The sequence below is a fragment of the Micromonospora sp. NPDC050200 genome, from assembly GCF_040656135.1.
GTDB lineage: Bacteria > Actinomycetota > Actinomycetes > Mycobacteriales > Micromonosporaceae > Micromonospora.
Genome location: NZ_JBFALG010000063.1, coordinates 1 through 16,518 on the forward strand (window position 1 = coordinate 1; position 16,518 = coordinate 16,518).

Genomic DNA, 16,518 nt, shown 5'->3' on the forward strand with positions numbered 1-16,518 from the left:
TCCCGCTGGCCGGGTTCGAGCACCAGCGGTGCGGCAGCACGTGTCACGCCCAGAGTCTACTAAAACGGCTAGCTATTTGCGAGACAGAACACTAGCAGCCCGGTCGGCGGTCGGACTTTCCCGACGGACCCGCAGCTTGCGCATAGATCACCTGCGTGTCCGTTCTGGACCGGAGCCACCTGTCGCGTCCAGTCGAAGATTGCGGATGATCAAGGCGGTGAGATGTGGTCCGCAAAGTAGGTCCGGACAACGCGAGGTTCGAGCCGAGGCAACAGCTGTCGCGTCCGGTTCAAGGTTGCGGATGATCAAGGCGCCGACCAGCGACTCGCAGGGTGGGTCCGGACGGCGCCGGGTGAGAGTGTCCGGATTTACCTTCGGTTTCCGGGCTCGGCGGTGTCTGTTGGTTTCCCTCCGCGTCGGACGAGTCCGTCGAGGCCCATCTGACCATCGTGTTCGCCGCGCTCGCGGTCACCAGGTTCGTCGAGAACGCGGCCGGCTGGTCCATCAAGCGTTTCGTGCGCACCGCGCGGCGTTACCGCACGAAACAGATCAGGGTCGGCGCCCACACCCTGACCGCCGAAGACCCACTCCCGCCTGACCTACGCGACGTGCTGGCCCAGATCAACTGACGAGGTGCGCACTAGCCTGAGCCGAGTCAGGTGACAAGGGTCACGATCGTCATCTGACAGACCCGCTTGATTCCTCTCGGCTTGACGCATGCCGTTATGGGCATATGATGGTTGCCATGGCACGAGCAGCGACGACGTCGGACGTCTTCAACGCGATCGCCGAGCCGCAGCGCCGGGAGATCCTGGTGCTGCTGCGGGCGGGTGAGCGGCCGGTGACCGAGTTGGCCCAGGAGCTGGGGATGACCCAGCCGGGGGCGTCCAAACACCTGCGGGTGCTCCGGGAGGTCGGGCTGGTGCGAGACCGCAAGGCAGGCAAGCAGCGCCTGTACGGCCTTGACGCCCGCGGGCTGCGGCCGGTCCACGAGTGGGCCGGCGGGTTCGAGCGGTTCTGGAACGAGAGCTTCGACCGGTTGGACGCGTACGTGCAGGACCTGAAGCAGGCGAGGCAGGAGGAGTAGCTGATGAGCGAGATGGGACGAGGAGTGCGGGCGCAGTCCGCGACGGCTGACCGCGAGATCGTGATCTCCCGGGTCATCGACGCCCCACGGGAGCTGGTGTTCGAGGCGTTCACCGAGGTGCGGCACTTGTCGCGGTGGTGGGGGCCGGAGGGGTTCACCACCACCACGCGGTCGTTCGAGTTCCGCGTCGGCGGGGAGTGGGACTTCGTGATGCACGGGCCGGACGGGACGGACTACCAGGAGTGGATCTCCTGGACCGAGATCGTCCCGCCGGAGGGGATCGCGCTGCTGCACGGTGAGTCCCGCGGCGACCCGAACGCCTTCGAGTCGGTCCTGACGTTCGCGCCCGACGGGGCGGCGACCCGGATCGTGATGCGCACGGTGTTCCCCACCAAGGAGCTGCGTGACGAGGCGGTCGAGAAGTACCACGCGATCGAGGGCGGCCAGCAGACCCTGAGCAAGCTGGCTGCCTACGTCACCGAGATCGTTCGGAAGGGAGCTGGGGGCTGATGGCTGGGAAGGTGTTCTTCAGCGTGTCGATGTCGCTGGACGGGTTCATCGCGCCCGAGTCCCTCGGGGACTTGATGGGGCAGCAGTGGATGGAACTGCAGGCGTGGATCTTCCCGCAGCGGTTCTTGCGGGAGAACCTGAAGCTTGGCGAGGGCGGTGAGGAAGGGCGCGACAACGACATCGTGCGGGAGACGTTCGAGCGCACCGGTGCGAGCGTGATGGGCAAGCGCATGTTCGACGCCGGCGAGCAGATGTGGCCGGAGGAGGCGCCGTTCCACACGCCGGTGTTCGTCGTGACGCACGAGAAGCGTGACCCCTGGGAGCGGCCGGGTGGGACCACCTTCCACTTCGTCAACGACGGCATTGAGTCCGCGCTCGACCAGGCCCGCGAGGCCGCCGGCGACCGCGACGTCCGCATCGCGGGCGGCGGCGCGACGATCCTGGAGTACGTGAACGCCGGCCTGATCGACGAGTTCTCGATCGCGCTGTCGCCCGTGCTGTTCGGCTCCGGAATCCGCCTGTTCGAGGGCGTGGACGCGGGCCGCGTGGCCCTGGAGCCGGTCCGCGCGGAGCCCTCCCCGAGGGTGACGCACCTGACCTACGCCGTCCGGGAGCGGTAGGCGCACGGCGGACGACACACGGCGGACGGCGGACGGCGGACGCGAAGGAACACCCACGCGGTTGGCACGCAGACGGTTCTCCTGCCGGGATGACCAGCCCACCTGCTGGATGGCCAGGAAGGAGCCGGGAGGATCCGGTGGCACCGGGCCGCTCGGCGCCGATGGGGGGACGATTCGCCAGGTGGAATGGCCAGGAACGGGCCCCGAATCGTGAGCCGAGTCAGGGATCAACTGACGAGGTGCGCACTAGCCTGAGCCGAGTCAGGTCGAACAGATCGGCCGGGGGTCGCCTCGTCACTGCATCAGGGTCGACGCCCGGTGAGGACGTCGTTGTACTCATCGATCAAGGTGTTGGCCGCTTCGATTTCGGCAGAGTCGAGGCCGGTGGACTGCGCGAACATCCACTTGTAGAGGCCCTCGATCGCAGCGGTGTACTCGTCGAAGGGTTCCCGGATCGGCAGGGTATCACCGTGCTGTGCCAGGTAGTTGCGGCTTGCTCCGGACCACGCACCTGTCGCATGCTCGGTTGTGCGCCAATCGCTGTGGCGACCACCCTCACCATCACCGCCCCCCGCCGCCCAGGGCTGGGCGGGCGGGGCTGGCACGGCGAGGTCCCACCGACGCTGCCGGAGCATTGACAGGGAGATGAGGACCAGGACGGTGCCCAGCACCGCCCGGCACACGGTGAAGGCATGAAGGCCGTCACCGTGGCCCGTCGTGGCCCTGGTCTGGAGCCGGCACAGGTCCGATCTTGTACGCGGCGGTCGTCATATGGCCGGTGGCGGAGAGCCGGAGGTCGGGCGGGTGACCGAAGGTGTGCATGCCGAACACGCCGAACGTCTGCTGTCCGGACATGCCGGGCGGCTCGGGGACGTCGCTGGGCAACGATGTGGACGGTGGCGGCGATCGCAGTCGCGTGGACCCTCGCAGTTCAGGGCACGAGAAGCGGCGGGCCGGTCCGCCGACGGCGTCGGCCGAGCAGGTGGTGGGCGCAGCTGGCGGGCGCCATTCGGGTGGCGTGGCGGACCAGCGCACCGCAATCCGGCGTTGTGGGCGCGACGATGGTGCCGATTGAAGTCGCCTCGTTGGCGGCATTGACCGGCCTGTTCACTGTGCTGGGCAGCCGTGCCGGCGACCGCCGGCGGCGCCAGCTCCCCGGCTCACCCCTGACGGTGACATTGCAGTCGCATTGCCAACCGGGTACCGTGGGATGCAATGCAGGTGCACTGTATCGAGAGAAGGCCCACATGCACGTGATGGCGTTGTCCGAGGCAACCACCGACATGGTCGACCTGGTCGGCGGCAAGGCGGCCGGGCTGGGCGAGCTGATCCGGCGAGGTGAGCGGGTCCCCGAGGGGTTCTGCGTCACCGCCGAGGCTCACCGACTCGGCGTCATTCCGCAGGCGGAGATCGTCGCCGCGTACGAGCGGCTCGGTGCAGGCCCGGTGGCGGTGCGCTCCAGTGCCACCGCGGAGGACCTGCCGGAAGCGAGTTTCGCCGGGCAGCAGGACACCGTCCTGAACGTCACGGGCACCGCCGAGCTGATCGCCGCGATCGGGAAGTGCTGGGACTCGCTGCACACCGTCCGCGCGACCGCCTACCGCGACGCCCGCGAGATCGATCATCAGACGGTGCGGATGGCCGTCGTCGTGCAGCGCATGGTCGCCCCTGTGGTGGCGGGGGTGTTGTTCACCGCGAACCCGCTGACCGGCCGCCGCGGCGAGATGGCGGTCGACGCCGCACCGGGTCTCGGCACGACGGTGGTCGACGGTGCGGCGACGGTAGATCACTACGTCCTCGACGGTGTGACCCGAGCCGACGCGGGATGTCTGACGTCCGCGCAGCTGGCGGAGCTGCGGGCAACGGGTGAGCGGCTGCAGGGTCACTTCGGCTGCCCGCAGGACGCGGAGTGGGCGTTCGACGGAGACGGCGTGCTCTGGTTGCTGCAATCGCGGCCGATCACCAGACTGTTCCCCCTCCCTCCGGAAACCGGAAAGCCCCTCCCTCGGGTCTACCTGGAGTTCGGCCATGCCCAGGGGATGCTGCAACCGGTCACCCCGATGGGCATGTCGACCCTGCGGTCACAGGTCGCGGCGATGCTCGCCTCGCTCGGCGTCCGGGTCGAGATCGTCGACATCGGCGGTCGCCTCTACGGTGACCTGACCGAGTTGGCGCGGAGCAGGTCGTCCCGCAAGCGGCTGGTGAAGCTCATGGCAGTCGACTTCGGCCCGCGGGCACAGGCGGTGATGCAGCACGTCCTGGCGGATCCGCGGTTCGCGCCGACCAAGGGCAGCACCGAACGCGGCGCGGCGCCGGGGGCCGCGTCCCTGCGGACGGCTGGCCGCGCGGTGGTGGGGATCCTGCGCGCGCTGGCCCGTCCCGACGCGGCGCGGATCCGAATGTTCCAGGCGATCGAGGAGATGAGGGTAGGGTCGCCCGCCCCCGCCGACCTGCGGACCGCCGCCGACCGGCTCCGCTTCCTGCAGGCGCCGGACTCCGAGAACAGCGCCGACGCGATCATGTGGCCGATCGTCACCGGGATGCTCGCCGCCGCGTTGCCGGCTTCGTTACTCAAGAGCGTCGCGAACCCAGATGAGATCCACGCCGTGCTAGGCGGGATGCCGCACAACGTCACCATCGAGATGGACCTGGCGCTCTGGCGGCTCGCTCAGGGCGCTTGCGAACACCGTCAGCTCCTACTCGACACCCCGCCGGACGAGTTGGCCGCGCGGTATCTGCGCGGGACGCTGCCCGACGTCGGGATGGACGGCTTCCTGGACGCCTACGGTCATCGCGGCGTCGCCGAGGTCGACCTCGGCGTACCGCGCTGGGCGGAGGATCCGGCGCCGGTCTTCGCGGCGATCGCCAACTACCTGCGGGTCACCGATCCGCAGCAGGGGCCCGACCAGCGCTTCCAACGGGCCGCCGCCGCGGCCGAGGCCGCCCTCGAGGAGCTGGTCAGGCGGGCCCGCCGTCGGCGGCCGGTACGCGGCACGATAGCCGGGTTCCTGCTGCGCCGGGCCCGGTCGTTGGCCGGCCTGCGCGAGGCCGGCAAGTTCGCCGTTCTGTACCCACTGCGGGAGAAGCGCCGGCAACTGCTGCTCATCGGCGCCGACCTGCACGGCGCTGGGCTGCTGGAGCAGCCCGACGACATCATGTTCCTGACCCTCGACGAGGCGCACGCCGCCGTGCACCGGAGCATCGATCACCGGGCGACGGTCGCCTCCCGCAGGGCGGTACACCGCAGGGAGCTGCGCCGCAGGGCTGTGCCGGTGGCGCTGCTCTCCGACGGCACCGACGTCGAGACCGTACTGCCGGCGGCGCCCGCCCTCGACGGCACCCTCGCCGGCGTGGGTGCGTCGGCGGGCCGGGTGACCGGCCCCGCCCGGGTCGTCCACGACCCGGTCACCGCCCACATCGAGCCCGGCGAGATCTTGGTCGCCGCGACCACCGACCCCGGCTGGACCCCGCTGTTCCTCACCGCTTCGGCGCTGATCACCGAGACCGGCGCGATCATGGCGCACGGACCCACCGTGGCCCGGGAGTACGGCATCCCCGCCGTCATCTGCGTGCCCGATGCCACGCGGACGATCTCCACCGGTCAGCTCGTCACCGTGGACGGCGGCGCCGGGACCGTCACCGTCCACTGACCGCCAGATCACTAACCCGAGGACGACCATGGCCGACATGAAGGCCCCGACCGGGCGAGGGTGGGCCCGCTGCTGGGCCGGGTGGCCGCGATGGAGGCCGCGATGTGGCGCAGCCTGTACGTGTGGGTGCGGCGCAAGCCGCTGCCGTTGGCGCCGGGCGATGAGCCGTTCGGCTACCTGGGCGTGGTCAAGCCGATCCTCGGCATCTTCATCGGCTTGTCGATCGTGGAGATTCCGATCTTCGACCTGATCGTCACCAACGTGTTGCCGTGGGGGCCCGTCCGCTGGATCGTGCTCGTCGTCGGCATCTGGGGTCTGCTCTGGATGGCCGGCCTCTACGCGAGCATGCGGATCCACCCCCACGTCGTGGGTGACACGGGTCTGCGGGTCCGGCTAGGTTCGGGCATCGACATCTGGATCCCGTGGACGGATGTCGAGGCCCTGCGCAAGCGTTACCGCTCGCTGCCCTCCAGCAAATCGGTGCAGGTCGAGCAGGAGGGGGACCGCCGGGTGCTGTACATCTCGGTCGGCAGCCAGACGAGCGTCGACGTCCTGCTGCGCCGGCCGGCGACCTTCGACCTGCCAAAGGGCCGGTCCGAGCCGATGGACGAGTTGCGGCTGTACGCCGACGACCCCGACGGCCTCCTGCGCAGCGCACGGGGCACCCCCGCGACCGGAAACGTCAGCCGGTAGCTGCCGGCCGCTGGCGGAGTGTCCGGGCCACCCACTGTGAAACGATCGAGGTCATGCCCAAGAAGGTCGATCACCAGGAGCGACGTACCCTCATCGCGGACGCGTTGATGCGAGTCGCCGCCGAGCAGGGCTTGGAGGCCGTCAGCCTCCGTCACGTGGCTGCTGAGGCCGGCGTGTCCGCCGGGATGGTCCAGCACTACTTCCGCACCAAGGACGAGATGATGGCGTTCGCGTTGGCCGTGGTCCGCGAGCGCAGCCAGATCCGGGTCACCGAGGCGGTGGCGCGACTGGGCGAGAACCCGTCCGCTCGGCTGCTGCTGCGCACGATGATCGCTGCGCTGTTGCCGCTCGACGAGCGGACCCGTGACGACGGGCGGGTGGCGCTGGCGTTCCTCGCCTACATCGCGGTGCGTCCGGCGGCCGCGCCCAGCCTGCGCGAGGACACCGTGCAGCTGACCGGGTTCATCGCCAGCGTCATCCCGTCTCGAGACGCCGTCGCCGCAGCGGCCGGCCTGCTGGCGCTGATGGAAGGGCTGGGCGTCTATCTGCTCGGCGGGCAGTACACCACCGAGCAGGCGTTGGCTGCACTGGATGCCCACCTCGACCTGCTCTTCGGCTCGTCGAGAGGTGCCTGACCAGCGGTTGACCGGTTGCCTCACCATGCCGTGTTTCATAGCGGCCGACAGAATCGTTGTAAAACTGGGGATCAAGGGGTTTGACAGTCAATGACAAGTCTCGAAGGGGGATGCTCGACAAGAGGTTGTCGTGGGTTCAAGTCCCTTCGTGCTCTACGCGGGTCAGACGCCGGCGAGGGTGAGTAGCCGGTCCATCTCGGCCACGGGCAGTGTCGCCGCCGCGGCCGCCGCGTGTGCCACCCACTCGCTCGGATCTGCGAGCAGGGCGCGACGTACGTGGACCGGAAGGTTCGGGTGCCCGGCGGCTGCGCAGCGAACCTCGCTGTCGGGATCGGTGGCGAGACGTTCGGCCAACTCGACGGGCAGGTCGGGATCCCGGGGCGCCAGGCACCGCATCCGCGGATCCGGATCGGTGGCCAACCGGCGCAGGGCCTGCGGCGGGAACGTGAACAGGTCGGCCGGACGCCAGCGCGTCTTCTTGTCCGGCCGGAACTCACGGTCGATGCGTTCGGCGGTGGCTGGGTCGACCAGGTGCGGGGCGTGCGTGGCCATGGTTGTTCGTACGCCGCTGTCGTTGTCGTTGAGTAACCGGATGACGGCGTCGGCCGGCAGCGTCCGGCTTCGTGCCGCTGAGCGTCGGAAGCAGATGTAGGGCGAGGACACGTGCGGCAGCGGGTCGGCGGTGACCCAGTCCAGCGGCAGGTAGCGCAGCTCGGCGACGGCTATGTGGTCCTCGAGCTGCTGCAGCAGCGCGTTGTCGTCGAGTTCGTCGTCGAGCAGGTCGGTCAGCGGGCGGTCGCCCTGCTGGATGTCCGTATAGATTCGGTGACGTACCGGCTCGGGTGTGTCCCGGCGGATGAAGACACCCACGCGTACGTTCGCGCTGGGGTCCTCGGCGAGTAGGTCCCGTACTGGTGGGGGAAGTTGCGGGTGTTCGGCGAGCTGGCGGCGAACCTGGTGGTCGGGGTCACCAGCCAGGCGTGCGGCCAGTTCCGGGGTCAGGGCTGCGTGGCGTACGGCCCCGGCGCGGGAGACCGGGTCGGCGAGCAGTCCCGCCAGGAGGTCGGGTGGCGGCACCGGATGGGGCAGCCGGGCGTAGTAGGTCGAGCAGGCAGCCGCGCGGACCTCGTCGACGGGGTCGGTGAGCAGGACCCGTCGGACCGTGTCGGGGGCTTGCGTCCACCACCGGGCGAGCGTGGCCCGGACGTTCGGGTCGGGGTCCGTGGCGAGCCGGGCGAGCAGATCGGCCGGTGCCTCCTCGCGTTCGGCGAGGTGTTGCCGTACCCGCGTGTCCGGATCGTCGATGAGCCGCTCGTACAACTCGCGGGGCGCGTCACGGGCGCCCACGGCCAGGGCAGCCCGGATGGCGGGATCGGTGTGGGCGGCCAGCCGCATCCGGACGGTGTGCGGCAACTGGCGGTTGAGTGCGAGCGAGTGCAGCAGCCAGTGGTGGCCCGAGGCGAGGATTTCCTCGATCGTTTCAGCGGTCAGGTCCGCGCGCATGGCGACGTGGCCGAAACCGCGCCGGTAGCGCACCAGCCGGCGGACCAAGCCGGCCGGCAAAGCCGGGTTCTCGGCGAGACCGTCCAGCACCTTCGTCAGGTGGACCGGCGTCGGCGCGTCATCAGCCATCCGCCGCCCCTCCCCGCATCCGTTGCGCCGTCACGAGTCTGGCATGCTCAGCACCGGCGGGACTGCCCCGGGTCGGTTGACTCCGCGGTCACCAAGCCAGTCGAACCTGCTGACGAACGCGAGCTTGTAGACCTGGGGGGACTGTCCGACATCGCCCCCGGCATCGACAGAGTGATCGTCGCCGAGCTCGCGCTCGAGGACCGCGGTGACGCGGTCGCCGCAGGCGTGCGCCGCGAAGCGGATCCGGTAAACGCCGGGCGCCGCCCGTTGTGGGGGAATCTGGCGGCGCCCGGTACCGGGCCGTGCCCCGGAGCAAGGTTTGGACGGAAGGCCGGGGTCGTTGCCCTCGGCGGTTCACTGCCTGGGGCGGCCCGGTGCAGAAGTCCATCGGACCCCGGTCCTCCGCGCGGTGAAGAGTATCGGCGCCCACTGACACCCGGGTGCCGGTTATGGCGGATTTAATCCGCCAATAAGCTGTCGATTAGCCATAGTCGTTCGCTCATCGAGGATCGCCTGGACCGCGACGAACTGCTCCTCGGTCACCAGCGGCGGGTGGGCGATCTGGTTCGAGACGACCCAGTGCGGGGCAGTGTTCCACCGCTGGACCTGTCGGCGTACGGGTTCTGATGCAGAGTCAGGTACGCAAACATGCACAGCTCAGGGTGCCCGACGCGGGCTATCCTGCGCGGGTCCCGACCAGGCGGTAGCCCATTCGACCGTTCACGTTGCGTTACCGTCGAAGTCTCGCCGCGCTCGGATCGCGGCAGATCCGGATGCTGCGTTTAGCAGAGTTCCACGCTATGGAGCCGGCAGCAGACCACGACACCGCACGTGCGGTCTCCGTGTCCCGCTAGACCGCGGCGAGGATCCGCGCCAGCTCTGTGGGCCGCGTCATCATCGGCCAATGTCCGGAGTCGATGTCGACCAGCTCGACGTGCTTGGCCCGGGCCAGCTCCGGTACGTCTCCCACGGCGATCCACTCCTGCGCCTCGGCAGGCGTGAACTCCGGGCACACCACCACGACCGGGACGTCGAATCGCCGCTCGTCTGTCAGCCGTACGACGCCCCTGGCCACGCCCTCGGGAACCGGGATCGCCGCCGCCGCGAAGGCCTGCCGGGCCTGCTCGTCCAGGTCGGCCGCGTCCGCCCCGTTGAACGGTCTCCAGCCGGGGAACGGCATGACACCGTCGCTGATCTCGAAGAAGTCGGCGTACGGCCGCCCGTCGCCTGAGGGGAACCCGCCGATCAGCACGACCTTGGCCACGCGCCCGGGCCGCGCGTCGGCCGCCATCCAGGCCAGGGTGCAGGCTGCGGAGTGCCCCACCACCACCGACCTGCCGGGACCCGCGTCCACGGCGGCAAGCACCGCGGTCAGCTGGTCGGCCAGCGTCGCCGACATGTTCCCGTCGCCCTGCCCCGGCAGGGTCACCGGTACCGCATGGCGGCCCCTCTCTCCCAGCTCGCACGCGACGCTGGTCCACACCGACCCGTCGAGCCATAGGCCACCCAGGAGCACGATCTGTTCTGCAGTCATGGAATCAACCTAGAGGCGATTCCGGACGTTCTACTTCCGGTACTCTTTCCGCTGTGCGAACCGGTCCGAGCCCTACCGCCCGGGCCCTGCGCGCGCTCGAGATCCTGCAGGCACGTCCCGGCGTGACTGCCGACCAGCTCGCCTCTCTCCTGGGCGTGACGGAGCGGGCCGCGCGACGCTACGTCGGGATCCTTCGCGAGGCCGGCATCCCGGTCGAATCGGTCCGCGGGCCGTACGGCGGCTACCGGCTGGGCCGCGGCACCCGGCTGCCGCCGGTCGTCTTCACCCAGGAGCAAGCGCTCGGCCTGGTCATGGCCGTGCTCGACGGGCAGCCGGCCGCGATCGACGCCGACGACCTGATCGGCTCGGCGCTCAGCAAGGTCATCCGGGCTCTCCCCGACAGCGTCGGACGGCAGGCGGCGGCGCTGCGGGCGTACGCCTCGGCCACCCCTGACCGACATTCGGCCCGCCCTGACCCCGCCACCACAAGCGCCCTGGTCGCCGCCGTCGCCGACCGGCGCCGCGTCCTGGTCACCTATCGAGGCGAGAGCGGCGAGGAGTGGGACGCCGAGGTCGACCCGTGGGCAGTCGTGGTGCGGTACGGGCGCTGGTACCTGCTGTGCCACTCGCACCGCGCGGACGCGATCCGCACGTACCGTATCGACCGGGTTCGGGCCGTGCGGCAGATGCCGCACGGCTTTACACCGCCCGACGACCTGGATCCGGTTGCCGCACTCGAGGAGAATCTCGGCGCGGGCTGGAAGTACCCCACCCGCGTGGTGTTCCACGCGCCGCGGGAGAAGGTGGCACCGTGGATCCGGCCGCCGATGGGCCGCCTCGAGCCGGACGGCGACCGGTGCGTACTGGTCGGCAGCACCCGAAACCCCGCGATGTACGCCCAGGAGTGGCTGGCCGTTGTCCCCTTCGACTTTTCTGTGGAAGAAGGCCCCGAACTACATGCCGCCGTGGCCACGGTCGCGGCCCGCTTCAGCGCAGCATTCTCGCCTTCGCCGCCCGAGACCCGGCCCGGCGACTAGCACCGACGACATCCGACGGCTGCCAGCATGCCGCCGGCTGGACCTGTGCACTGTCATCGGCAAGACCGAGCACCGTCTTGAACGACCGGCTGTGACGCTGCGTAACACGCGGTCAGCGGCATGAGCGTGCGTTGGTGTTCTTGGGCCACAGTGCTTGACCGTCGCAAAGAGTTAGGCGAGAACGGCTCTGGTGATTCAAGCTAACGGGGTGCCATGATCGGTTCGTGTCGCTGTGGGAGTGCCAGCGGACACGCAAAACCCGATGACCGTTGACGGGGGAGGCCATCTGGCGCATCGGAGTACCGCTGATCGTCGTCGTCGGCGCCGCAGCCGCTGTGTCCGTCGCATTCTCCGACCCGCCCGACGAATTTCCCCGTCCACGCGGCTGGCAGTGGGCGTGGGTGGGGCTATGGCTGATGACGGTCGGTGATGCGGCGTTCGGCAACGACCGATCGTGGTTCGAGCGTGCCTGGAAGGGTGCCACCGCGCTGCTCGTTGCCGTGGCGGTCACAGTCGCTGCATGGCGCCACTACCGGTGGCGAAAGCGTGTCCGGCTTGCGGGCGACTCGCCTCCACCCGTCACTCGGCCGCCTCGGTTGGATTCGTAGCCTTCCCTGCGGCTGCCTGCTTGCAGCCGCTGCACGAACAGCCTGGCGGGCATCGCGACAGCAGACATCCGCATCGGCATGACCGAGCGCTCTCCGTCGATCGACTGTGACGTTGCGTGACGCCCGGTCTGCGGCATGACAGGGCGTAGGGTCTCCGTGCTGTGGTGCAGGATCGAGCGGTGTGGTGCGACGCGACCTTCCTCGCGAGGATCAACGCGGTACCGCTGCTTTGGCTGCCGTTCAAGCGGTTTCGACGATCCGGTTCTCCCAGGCCCAGACGGCGACCTCGGTGCGGTTGCGGAGGCCGAGCTTTGTTTGGATGGTCGAGACGTGACTCTTGACCGTACTCAGGGAGATGAACAGTTCGGCCCCGATCTCCAGGTTGGTGCGGCCGCGCGCGATCTTTCGTACCACCTCGATTTCGCGTTCCGACAACGACGGCAGCAACTTGCCGGATTCTGGTGCCCGCGCGGTCAGGTGGCGCAGCAGCCGTAGGGTGACCGACGGGGAGACGAGCGCGTCGCCGTTGTGGGCCGCGCGTACCGCCTCGACGAGCAGGGCCGGGCCGGCGTCCTTGAGGATGAAGCCGACCGCGCCGCCGCGCAGCGCCCCGTACACGTATTCGTCGAGGTCGAACGTGGTGACCACGATGACCCGCATCGGGTTGGGTACGCGGGGCCCGGCCAGTGCCCGGGTCACCTCGATGCCGTCGAGCCGGGGCATCCGGATGTCCACCAGGCAGACGTCGGGACGCAGCCGGCGCGCCTGCGCGATCGCGTCGACGCCGTCTGACGCCTCGGCGATGACGTTGATGTCGGGCTGGTCTTCGAGGATGAGCTTCAGGCCCCCACGGATCATGGCCTGGTCGTCGGCGATCAGGACGCGGATCGTCATCATGACCGTCCATCGTGGATGGGCAGGGTGGCCAGGACCGACCAGCCGGCGTCGGGGCGGGGACCGACGTGGAGTGTACCGCCGAGGGTTTCGACGCGTTCGCGCATGCCGATGAGGCCGTAGCCGCCGCGGTGGGGGGCGCGGGCGGGGCCCGGTGGCGCGTTGTCGGTCACTTCGACCGTGACGCCGGAGGGGTGCTGGTCGACGGTGACGGTGACGGCGTGGGCGTGCGGCGCGTGGCGGGCCACGTTCGTCAGCGCCTCCCGGACGATCCGGTACACGGTGCTGGTCACCTCCGGCGGCCATGCCGCGCTCTCGTCGGGTATCCGCAGGCGCACCGGCGGGCCCTCCCGGGTGAAACGCTCGACGAGTACGCCGAGCTGTTCCGGCCCGGCCGAGGCGGGGGGTGCGTCCTCGGTGTCGCGTAGCAGCCCGACCACGCGGCGCATGGCGCGCAGCGCCTCGGTGCCGGCGGCCTCGATCCCGGTCAGCGACTCGGCCACCTGCCGCGGGTTCTTGCGCGCGACGAGCTGGGCGGCCTGCGCCTGGATCAGCATGCCGGTGATGTGGTGGGCCACCACGTCGTGCAGTTCCCGGGCCAGCTCCAGCCGCTCGTCCCGGCGTACTTTCTCGGCGGTGGCCGCGGCCCGGTCGTCCAGCAGGCGCAGTGCCAGCCCGACCGCGACCGCGCCGAGCCAGGCAGCGGCGTTCATCGCCACGGCCGCCGAGGCGCCCGAGGAGTGCGGCCGGGCGGCGAGATAGGCGCCGCCGACCACCGCGAGCCCTCCGCCGGCAACCAGGCCAGCGCGTACGGGCGGCAGCGCGCGCACCGCCGACCCCACGAGAACAGCGAGCGCCAGCGCCATAGCCGGTCCCGGCTCGGTCGGAAGGTGGAACACCCGGGCCGTAGCGGTGGCCAGTCCAGCGATCCCGAGACCGGCCACCGCCGCCCACGCCCGCTGCCGCCGCCGTACCAGGGCGAGCGCACAGACGGCAACGGCGGACGCACCGCCGGCGAGCCAGTACCGGGCGCCCCAGGTCTGGGCGATCCCGACGGCCTCAATGCCGATCGCGGCGAGGAAGACCACGGCGAGTCCGGCCGTGGCCGCGACCCGGAACAGCCGGTCCCAGATGCTCACCCTGTTCACGTTACGAGGCCCGCCCGGGCCACGCGCAGACTGATCCCAAGCGCCACGGCGACCAGCCAGGTGACCGCGTTCACAACGGTCACCACGGTGAAACCCGCCGCGTCCGGAAGCGCGGTCAGCCAGGTACCCACCACCACCGTGAACCCGCCCGCCGCGACGGCCGCAGCGCGCGGTCCTGGCAGCGTCCGAATCCCCGAACCGACGAGTACGGCAAGCGCCAGTGCCGTGACCGGTCCAGGCTCCTGCGGCAGGTCCGCGACCCGGGCCACCACGACGCCCACCGCCGCGACCGCGAGCCCGCCCGCCACCGGCCAGGTCCGCTGCGGCCCGCGCAGCAGCGCGAGCACCCCTGCCACCACCCCGGCCATGCAGTCGAACAGCCAATAGAGCCCGCCCCAACTGCCCGCGATCAGATACGCCGTGAGCCCGAGCCCCATGACGAAGACCAGCCCCAACACGACGTTCATCGCCGTTCGGTGTGTCGTGTCCATGCCAAGATGCTAAAAGATCACCGGCCCGCGCAAACCGGCCGAAAGTAGGGTCGTCGCCGTACCGGCCCCTACTTTGGACCGATGCCCGGCCCGCCCGCCGTTCGCAGGATAGGCCCATGGAAACACCACTCGTCCTGCACGCCGATCGGCTGACCAAACGGTACGGCCGCCGCGCCGCATTGACCGACTGCGACCTGAGGATCCCGCGCGGGCATGTCGTCGGGCTGGTCGGCCCGAACGGTGCCGGCAAGTCCACACTCCTCCAACTGGCCTGCGGCCTGATCGGACCGACCGCGGGTACGTTGTCCGTCCTCGGGTCCAGGCCGGCTGCCAACGCGGCGCACCTGGCCCGGGTCGGCTTCGTTGCCCAGGACACCCCGGTGTACGCCTCGTTCACCGTCGCCGACCACCTGAAGATGGGTGCGTGGCTGAACCCGTCCTGGGACCCGGCGCTGGCCAAGCGGCGGATCGCGGAGGTCGGCCTGGACCCCGCACAGAAGGCGGGCCGGCTCTCCGGCGGCCAGCGCGCGCAGCTCGCGATGGCCATCGCCGCTGCGAAGCGACCCGAGCTGCTCATCTTCGACGAGCCCGCCGCCGCGCTGGATCCCCTGGCGCGTAGGGGCTTCATGCGCAGTCTCGTGGAGTTCGTGGGCGAGCTCGGCGCCAGTGCCGTGCTCTCCTCGCACCTGTTGAGCGACGTCGAGCAGGTCTGTGACTACCTCGTCGTACTCTGCGCCTCGCGCATCCAGATCGCGGGTCCGGTCCGGGCCCTGCTCGCCTCGCACCGCCGGATCGCCGGCGATCCGGCGAAGATGCCGGCCACGATACCCGCCGGGGTCGAGGTCATCTGGGCGGAGCACGGCCGCGCCCTGGTCCGGGGCGACGCAGCGGTACGGGCCAGGGACGCCGAGCCAGTCACGCTGGAGGAACTGGTCCTCGCCTACATGTCGCGGGCCGCCGGAACGGGTGCCGCGCCCCGCGCGAGTGCGGCGGTGTCACGATGATCCGGATGAGCCTGCGGCAGTTCCGCATCCAGGCGCTCGTCGGAGCGATCCTCTTGGTCCTGGCCGCCATCTACCTGCTCCAACTCGGCGGGGACATCCATGCCGCACGTGACACATCCCAGCTTCAGAGCCAGTACGGGCAGACGATGCTGTTCCTCGCCGCCGGGGCCAGTCTGGTACCCGCGCTCATCGGTGCGTTCTGGGGTGCGCCGCTCATCGCCCGGGAATTGGAGACCGGTACCCATCGACTGGTGTGGAACCAAAGCGTGCCCCGCCGCCGCTGGCTCGCGGTCAAGCTGACGGTTCTCGGCCTTGCCAGCATGGCCGTGGCCGGCACACTCAGCGCCGTGTTGACATGGGCGGCGGCCCCGGTCGACCAGGTGACCGGCGACCGGTTCAGCGCACTCCTGTTCGGCGCGCGCGGCGTGGCGCCCATCGGGTACGCCGCCTTCGGCTTCATGTTCGGCGCCGTCACCGGGCTGCTGGTACGCCGCACCCTGCCGGCGATGGCGTTGGTGTTCCTGGCCGTCATCGCGGTGCAGTTCGCCGTGCCGAACCTGCTGCGACCGCACTTCATGCCGGCCGAGCGGGTCACCGTAGCGATGAGTGCCGACGCCATCAACCGGGCCCGAATGCTGGGCAGCATCACCGGCGGGCCGGTCGTCGGGGGGCTGGAGGTCCCGGACGCCTGGGTCACGGATACCAGCAAGCTCTTGACACCCGACGGCCGGCAACTGTCCGATGCCGCCTTCAACGAGTGCTTCAACAACGCCCCGAAGACCGGCGCCACCGGGACGTTCGGTGACATCGCGGTATGTCTCGGCAAGCTCGACCTGCACGTGGACCTGGTCTACCAGCCCAACCGGCGATTCTGGCCCTTCCAATGGATCGAACTGGCGCTGTATCTCGGTTTCAGCGCGCTGCTCGCGGCGGTCGGCCTGTGGCGCATCCAGCGTCGGGTCAGCTAGCCCGGGC

The 16,518-nt window shown here is 70.0% G+C and carries 17 protein-coding genes and 1 pseudogene; 10 read left to right on the plus strand and 8 right to left on the minus strand.

Going from position 1 to position 16,518, the window contains the following annotated elements:
• Nucleotides 1-422: 422 nt before the first annotated feature.
• The 4 genes and pseudogenes from AB0I41_RS28860 to AB0I41_RS28875 form a co-directional block, all read left to right on the plus strand.
• Nucleotides 423-629: pseudogene (locus AB0I41_RS28860) on the plus strand (IS1634 family transposase); the annotation flags it as partial.
• Nucleotides 630-745: 116 nt separating this feature from the next.
• Nucleotides 746-1,087 (plus strand): metalloregulator ArsR/SmtB family transcription factor, encoded by a 342-nt coding sequence (locus AB0I41_RS28865; RefSeq protein WP_128376371.1) that lies wholly within the window; start codon nucleotides 746-748, stop codon nucleotides 1,085-1,087.
• Between the two features lie 3 nt (nucleotides 1,088-1,090).
• Entirely contained in the window at nucleotides 1,091-1,597 is a 507-nt protein-coding gene (locus AB0I41_RS28870; protein ID WP_357113738.1) for an SRPBCC family protein, read from the plus strand.
• A complete protein-coding gene (locus AB0I41_RS28875) occupies nucleotides 1,597-2,217 on the plus strand; it encodes a dihydrofolate reductase family protein (RefSeq protein ID WP_357113739.1) in 621 nt (206 codons plus the stop codon). Before AB0I41_RS28870 ends, AB0I41_RS28875 begins: the two co-directional genes overlap by 1 nt.
• Before the next feature lie 302 nt (nucleotides 2,218-2,519).
• On the opposite strand, the gene AB0I41_RS28880 is transcribed toward AB0I41_RS28875, so the two are convergent.
• Both AB0I41_RS28880 and AB0I41_RS28885 read right to left on the minus strand, forming a co-directional pair.
• Nucleotides 2,520-2,888 carry a hypothetical protein gene (locus AB0I41_RS28880; protein WP_357113740.1) on the minus strand — a complete coding sequence of 123 codons (369 nt, stop codon included), beginning with the start codon at nucleotides 2,886-2,888 and terminating at the stop codon, nucleotides 2,520-2,522.
• Between the two features lie 31 nt (nucleotides 2,889-2,919).
• Nucleotides 2,920-3,102, minus strand: coding sequence for a hypothetical protein (locus tag AB0I41_RS28885; RefSeq protein WP_357113741.1), 183 nt, complete (start codon nucleotides 3,100-3,102; stop codon nucleotides 2,920-2,922).
• 362 nt (nucleotides 3,103-3,464) lie between these two features.
• On the opposite strand from AB0I41_RS28885, the gene AB0I41_RS28890 reads away from it, so the two are divergent.
• Genes AB0I41_RS28890 through AB0I41_RS28900 form a run of 3 tightly spaced genes read left to right on the plus strand, consistent with a single transcriptional unit; the run spans nucleotide 3,465 to nucleotide 7,195 of the window.
• Nucleotides 3,465-5,867 (plus strand): PEP/pyruvate-binding domain-containing protein, encoded by a 2,403-nt coding sequence (locus tag AB0I41_RS28890; protein WP_357113742.1) that lies wholly within the window; start codon nucleotides 3,465-3,467, stop codon nucleotides 5,865-5,867.
• Between the two features lie 60 nt (nucleotides 5,868-5,927).
• Complete coding sequence (locus tag AB0I41_RS28895; protein ID WP_357113743.1) at nucleotides 5,928-6,560, plus strand: hypothetical protein; 633 nt, start codon at nucleotides 5,928-5,930, stop codon at nucleotides 6,558-6,560.
• Nucleotides 6,561-6,613: 53 nt separating this feature from the next.
• Complete coding sequence (locus AB0I41_RS28900; RefSeq protein WP_357113744.1) at nucleotides 6,614-7,195, plus strand: TetR family transcriptional regulator C-terminal domain-containing protein; 582 nt, start codon at nucleotides 6,614-6,616, stop codon at nucleotides 7,193-7,195.
• Between the two features lie 162 nt (nucleotides 7,196-7,357).
• Here AB0I41_RS28900 and AB0I41_RS28905 read toward each other — a convergent pair whose 3' ends face one another.
• From AB0I41_RS28905 to AB0I41_RS28915, 3 genes are all read right to left on the minus strand, one after another.
• On the minus strand, nucleotides 7,358-8,827 hold the full coding sequence (locus tag AB0I41_RS28905; protein WP_357113745.1) for a hypothetical protein: 1,470 nt from the start codon (nucleotides 8,825-8,827) through the stop codon (nucleotides 7,358-7,360).
• A gap of 447 nt (nucleotides 8,828-9,274) precedes the next feature.
• A complete protein-coding gene (locus AB0I41_RS28910) occupies nucleotides 9,275-9,481 on the minus strand; it encodes a recombinase family protein (protein ID WP_357113746.1) in 207 nt (68 codons plus the stop codon).
• Nucleotides 9,482-9,677: 196 nt separating this feature from the next.
• The gene (locus AB0I41_RS28915; protein WP_357113747.1) at nucleotides 9,678-10,361 is read right to left on the minus strand and encodes an alpha/beta hydrolase; all 684 of its coding nucleotides are present in this window, start codon (nucleotides 10,359-10,361) and stop codon (nucleotides 9,678-9,680) included.
• Nucleotides 10,362-10,414: 53 nt separating this feature from the next.
• On the opposite strand from AB0I41_RS28915, the gene AB0I41_RS28920 reads away from it, so the two are divergent.
• Entirely contained in the window at nucleotides 10,415-11,398 is a 984-nt protein-coding gene (locus AB0I41_RS28920; RefSeq protein ID WP_357113748.1) for a WYL domain-containing protein, read from the plus strand.
• Between the two features lie 848 nt (nucleotides 11,399-12,246).
• On the opposite strand, the gene AB0I41_RS28925 is transcribed toward AB0I41_RS28920, so the two are convergent.
• Genes AB0I41_RS28925 through AB0I41_RS28935 form a run of 3 tightly spaced genes read right to left on the minus strand, consistent with a single transcriptional unit; the run spans nucleotide 12,247 to nucleotide 14,539 of the window.
• The gene (locus AB0I41_RS28925) at nucleotides 12,247-12,900 is read right to left on the minus strand and encodes a response regulator transcription factor (protein WP_357113772.1); all 654 of its coding nucleotides are present in this window, start codon (nucleotides 12,898-12,900) and stop codon (nucleotides 12,247-12,249) included.
• Nucleotides 12,900-14,039 (minus strand): sensor histidine kinase, encoded by a 1,140-nt coding sequence (locus AB0I41_RS28930; protein WP_357113749.1) that lies wholly within the window; start codon nucleotides 14,037-14,039, stop codon nucleotides 12,900-12,902. Before AB0I41_RS28930 ends, AB0I41_RS28925 begins: the two co-directional genes overlap by 1 nt.
• A gap of 5 nt (nucleotides 14,040-14,044) precedes the next feature.
• On the minus strand, nucleotides 14,045-14,539 hold the full coding sequence (locus AB0I41_RS28935; RefSeq protein WP_357113750.1) for a hypothetical protein: 495 nt from the start codon (nucleotides 14,537-14,539) through the stop codon (nucleotides 14,045-14,047).
• Between the two features lie 116 nt (nucleotides 14,540-14,655).
• Here AB0I41_RS28935 and AB0I41_RS28940 point away from each other — a divergent pair, with 116 nt between their 5' ends.
• The gene (locus tag AB0I41_RS28940) at nucleotides 14,656-15,543 is read left to right on the plus strand and encodes an ABC transporter ATP-binding protein (RefSeq protein WP_357113751.1); all 888 of its coding nucleotides are present in this window, start codon (nucleotides 14,656-14,658) and stop codon (nucleotides 15,541-15,543) included.
• A 5-nt stretch (nucleotides 15,544-15,548) separates the two neighbouring features.
• Nucleotides 15,549-16,511, plus strand: a complete 963-nt coding sequence (locus tag AB0I41_RS28945; protein WP_357113752.1) for an ABC transporter permease subunit — start codon at nucleotides 15,549-15,551, stop codon at nucleotides 16,509-16,511.
• Nucleotides 16,512-16,518: the final 7 nt, after the last annotated feature.

Excerpts from the sequence above, each read along its gene's own strand:
- AB0I41_RS28865 (WP_128376371.1), top strand. The coding sequence starts at position 746 with ATGGCACGAGCAGCGACGACGTCGGACGTCTTCAACGCGATCGCCGAG.
- AB0I41_RS28870 (WP_357113738.1), top strand. The coding sequence starts at position 1,091 with ATGAGCGAGATGGGACGAGGAGTGCGGGCGCAGTCCGCGACGGCTGAC.
- AB0I41_RS28875 (WP_357113739.1), top strand. The coding sequence starts at position 1,597 with ATGGCTGGGAAGGTGTTCTTCAGCGTGTCGATGTCGCTGGACGGGTTC.
- AB0I41_RS28890 (WP_357113742.1), top strand. The coding sequence starts at position 3,465 with ATGCACGTGATGGCGTTGTCCGAGGCAACCACCGACATGGTCGACCTG.
- AB0I41_RS28900 (WP_357113744.1), top strand. The coding sequence starts at position 6,614 with ATGCCCAAGAAGGTCGATCACCAGGAGCGACGTACCCTCATCGCGGAC.
- AB0I41_RS28905 (WP_357113745.1), bottom strand. The coding sequence starts at position 8,827 with ATGGCTGATGACGCGCCGACGCCGGTCCACCTGACGAAGGTGCTGGAC.
- AB0I41_RS28915 (WP_357113747.1), bottom strand. The coding sequence starts at position 10,361 with ATGACTGCAGAACAGATCGTGCTCCTGGGTGGCCTATGGCTCGACGGG.
- AB0I41_RS28925 (WP_357113772.1), bottom strand. The coding sequence starts at position 12,900 with ATGACGATCCGCGTCCTGATCGCCGACGACCAGGCCATGATCCGTGGG.
- AB0I41_RS28935 (WP_357113750.1), bottom strand. The coding sequence starts at position 14,539 with ATGGACACGACACACCGAACGGCGATGAACGTCGTGTTGGGGCTGGTC.
- AB0I41_RS28940 (WP_357113751.1), top strand. The coding sequence starts at position 14,656 with ATGGAAACACCACTCGTCCTGCACGCCGATCGGCTGACCAAACGGTAC.
- AB0I41_RS28945 (WP_357113752.1), top strand. The coding sequence starts at position 15,549 with ATGAGCCTGCGGCAGTTCCGCATCCAGGCGCTCGTCGGAGCGATCCTC.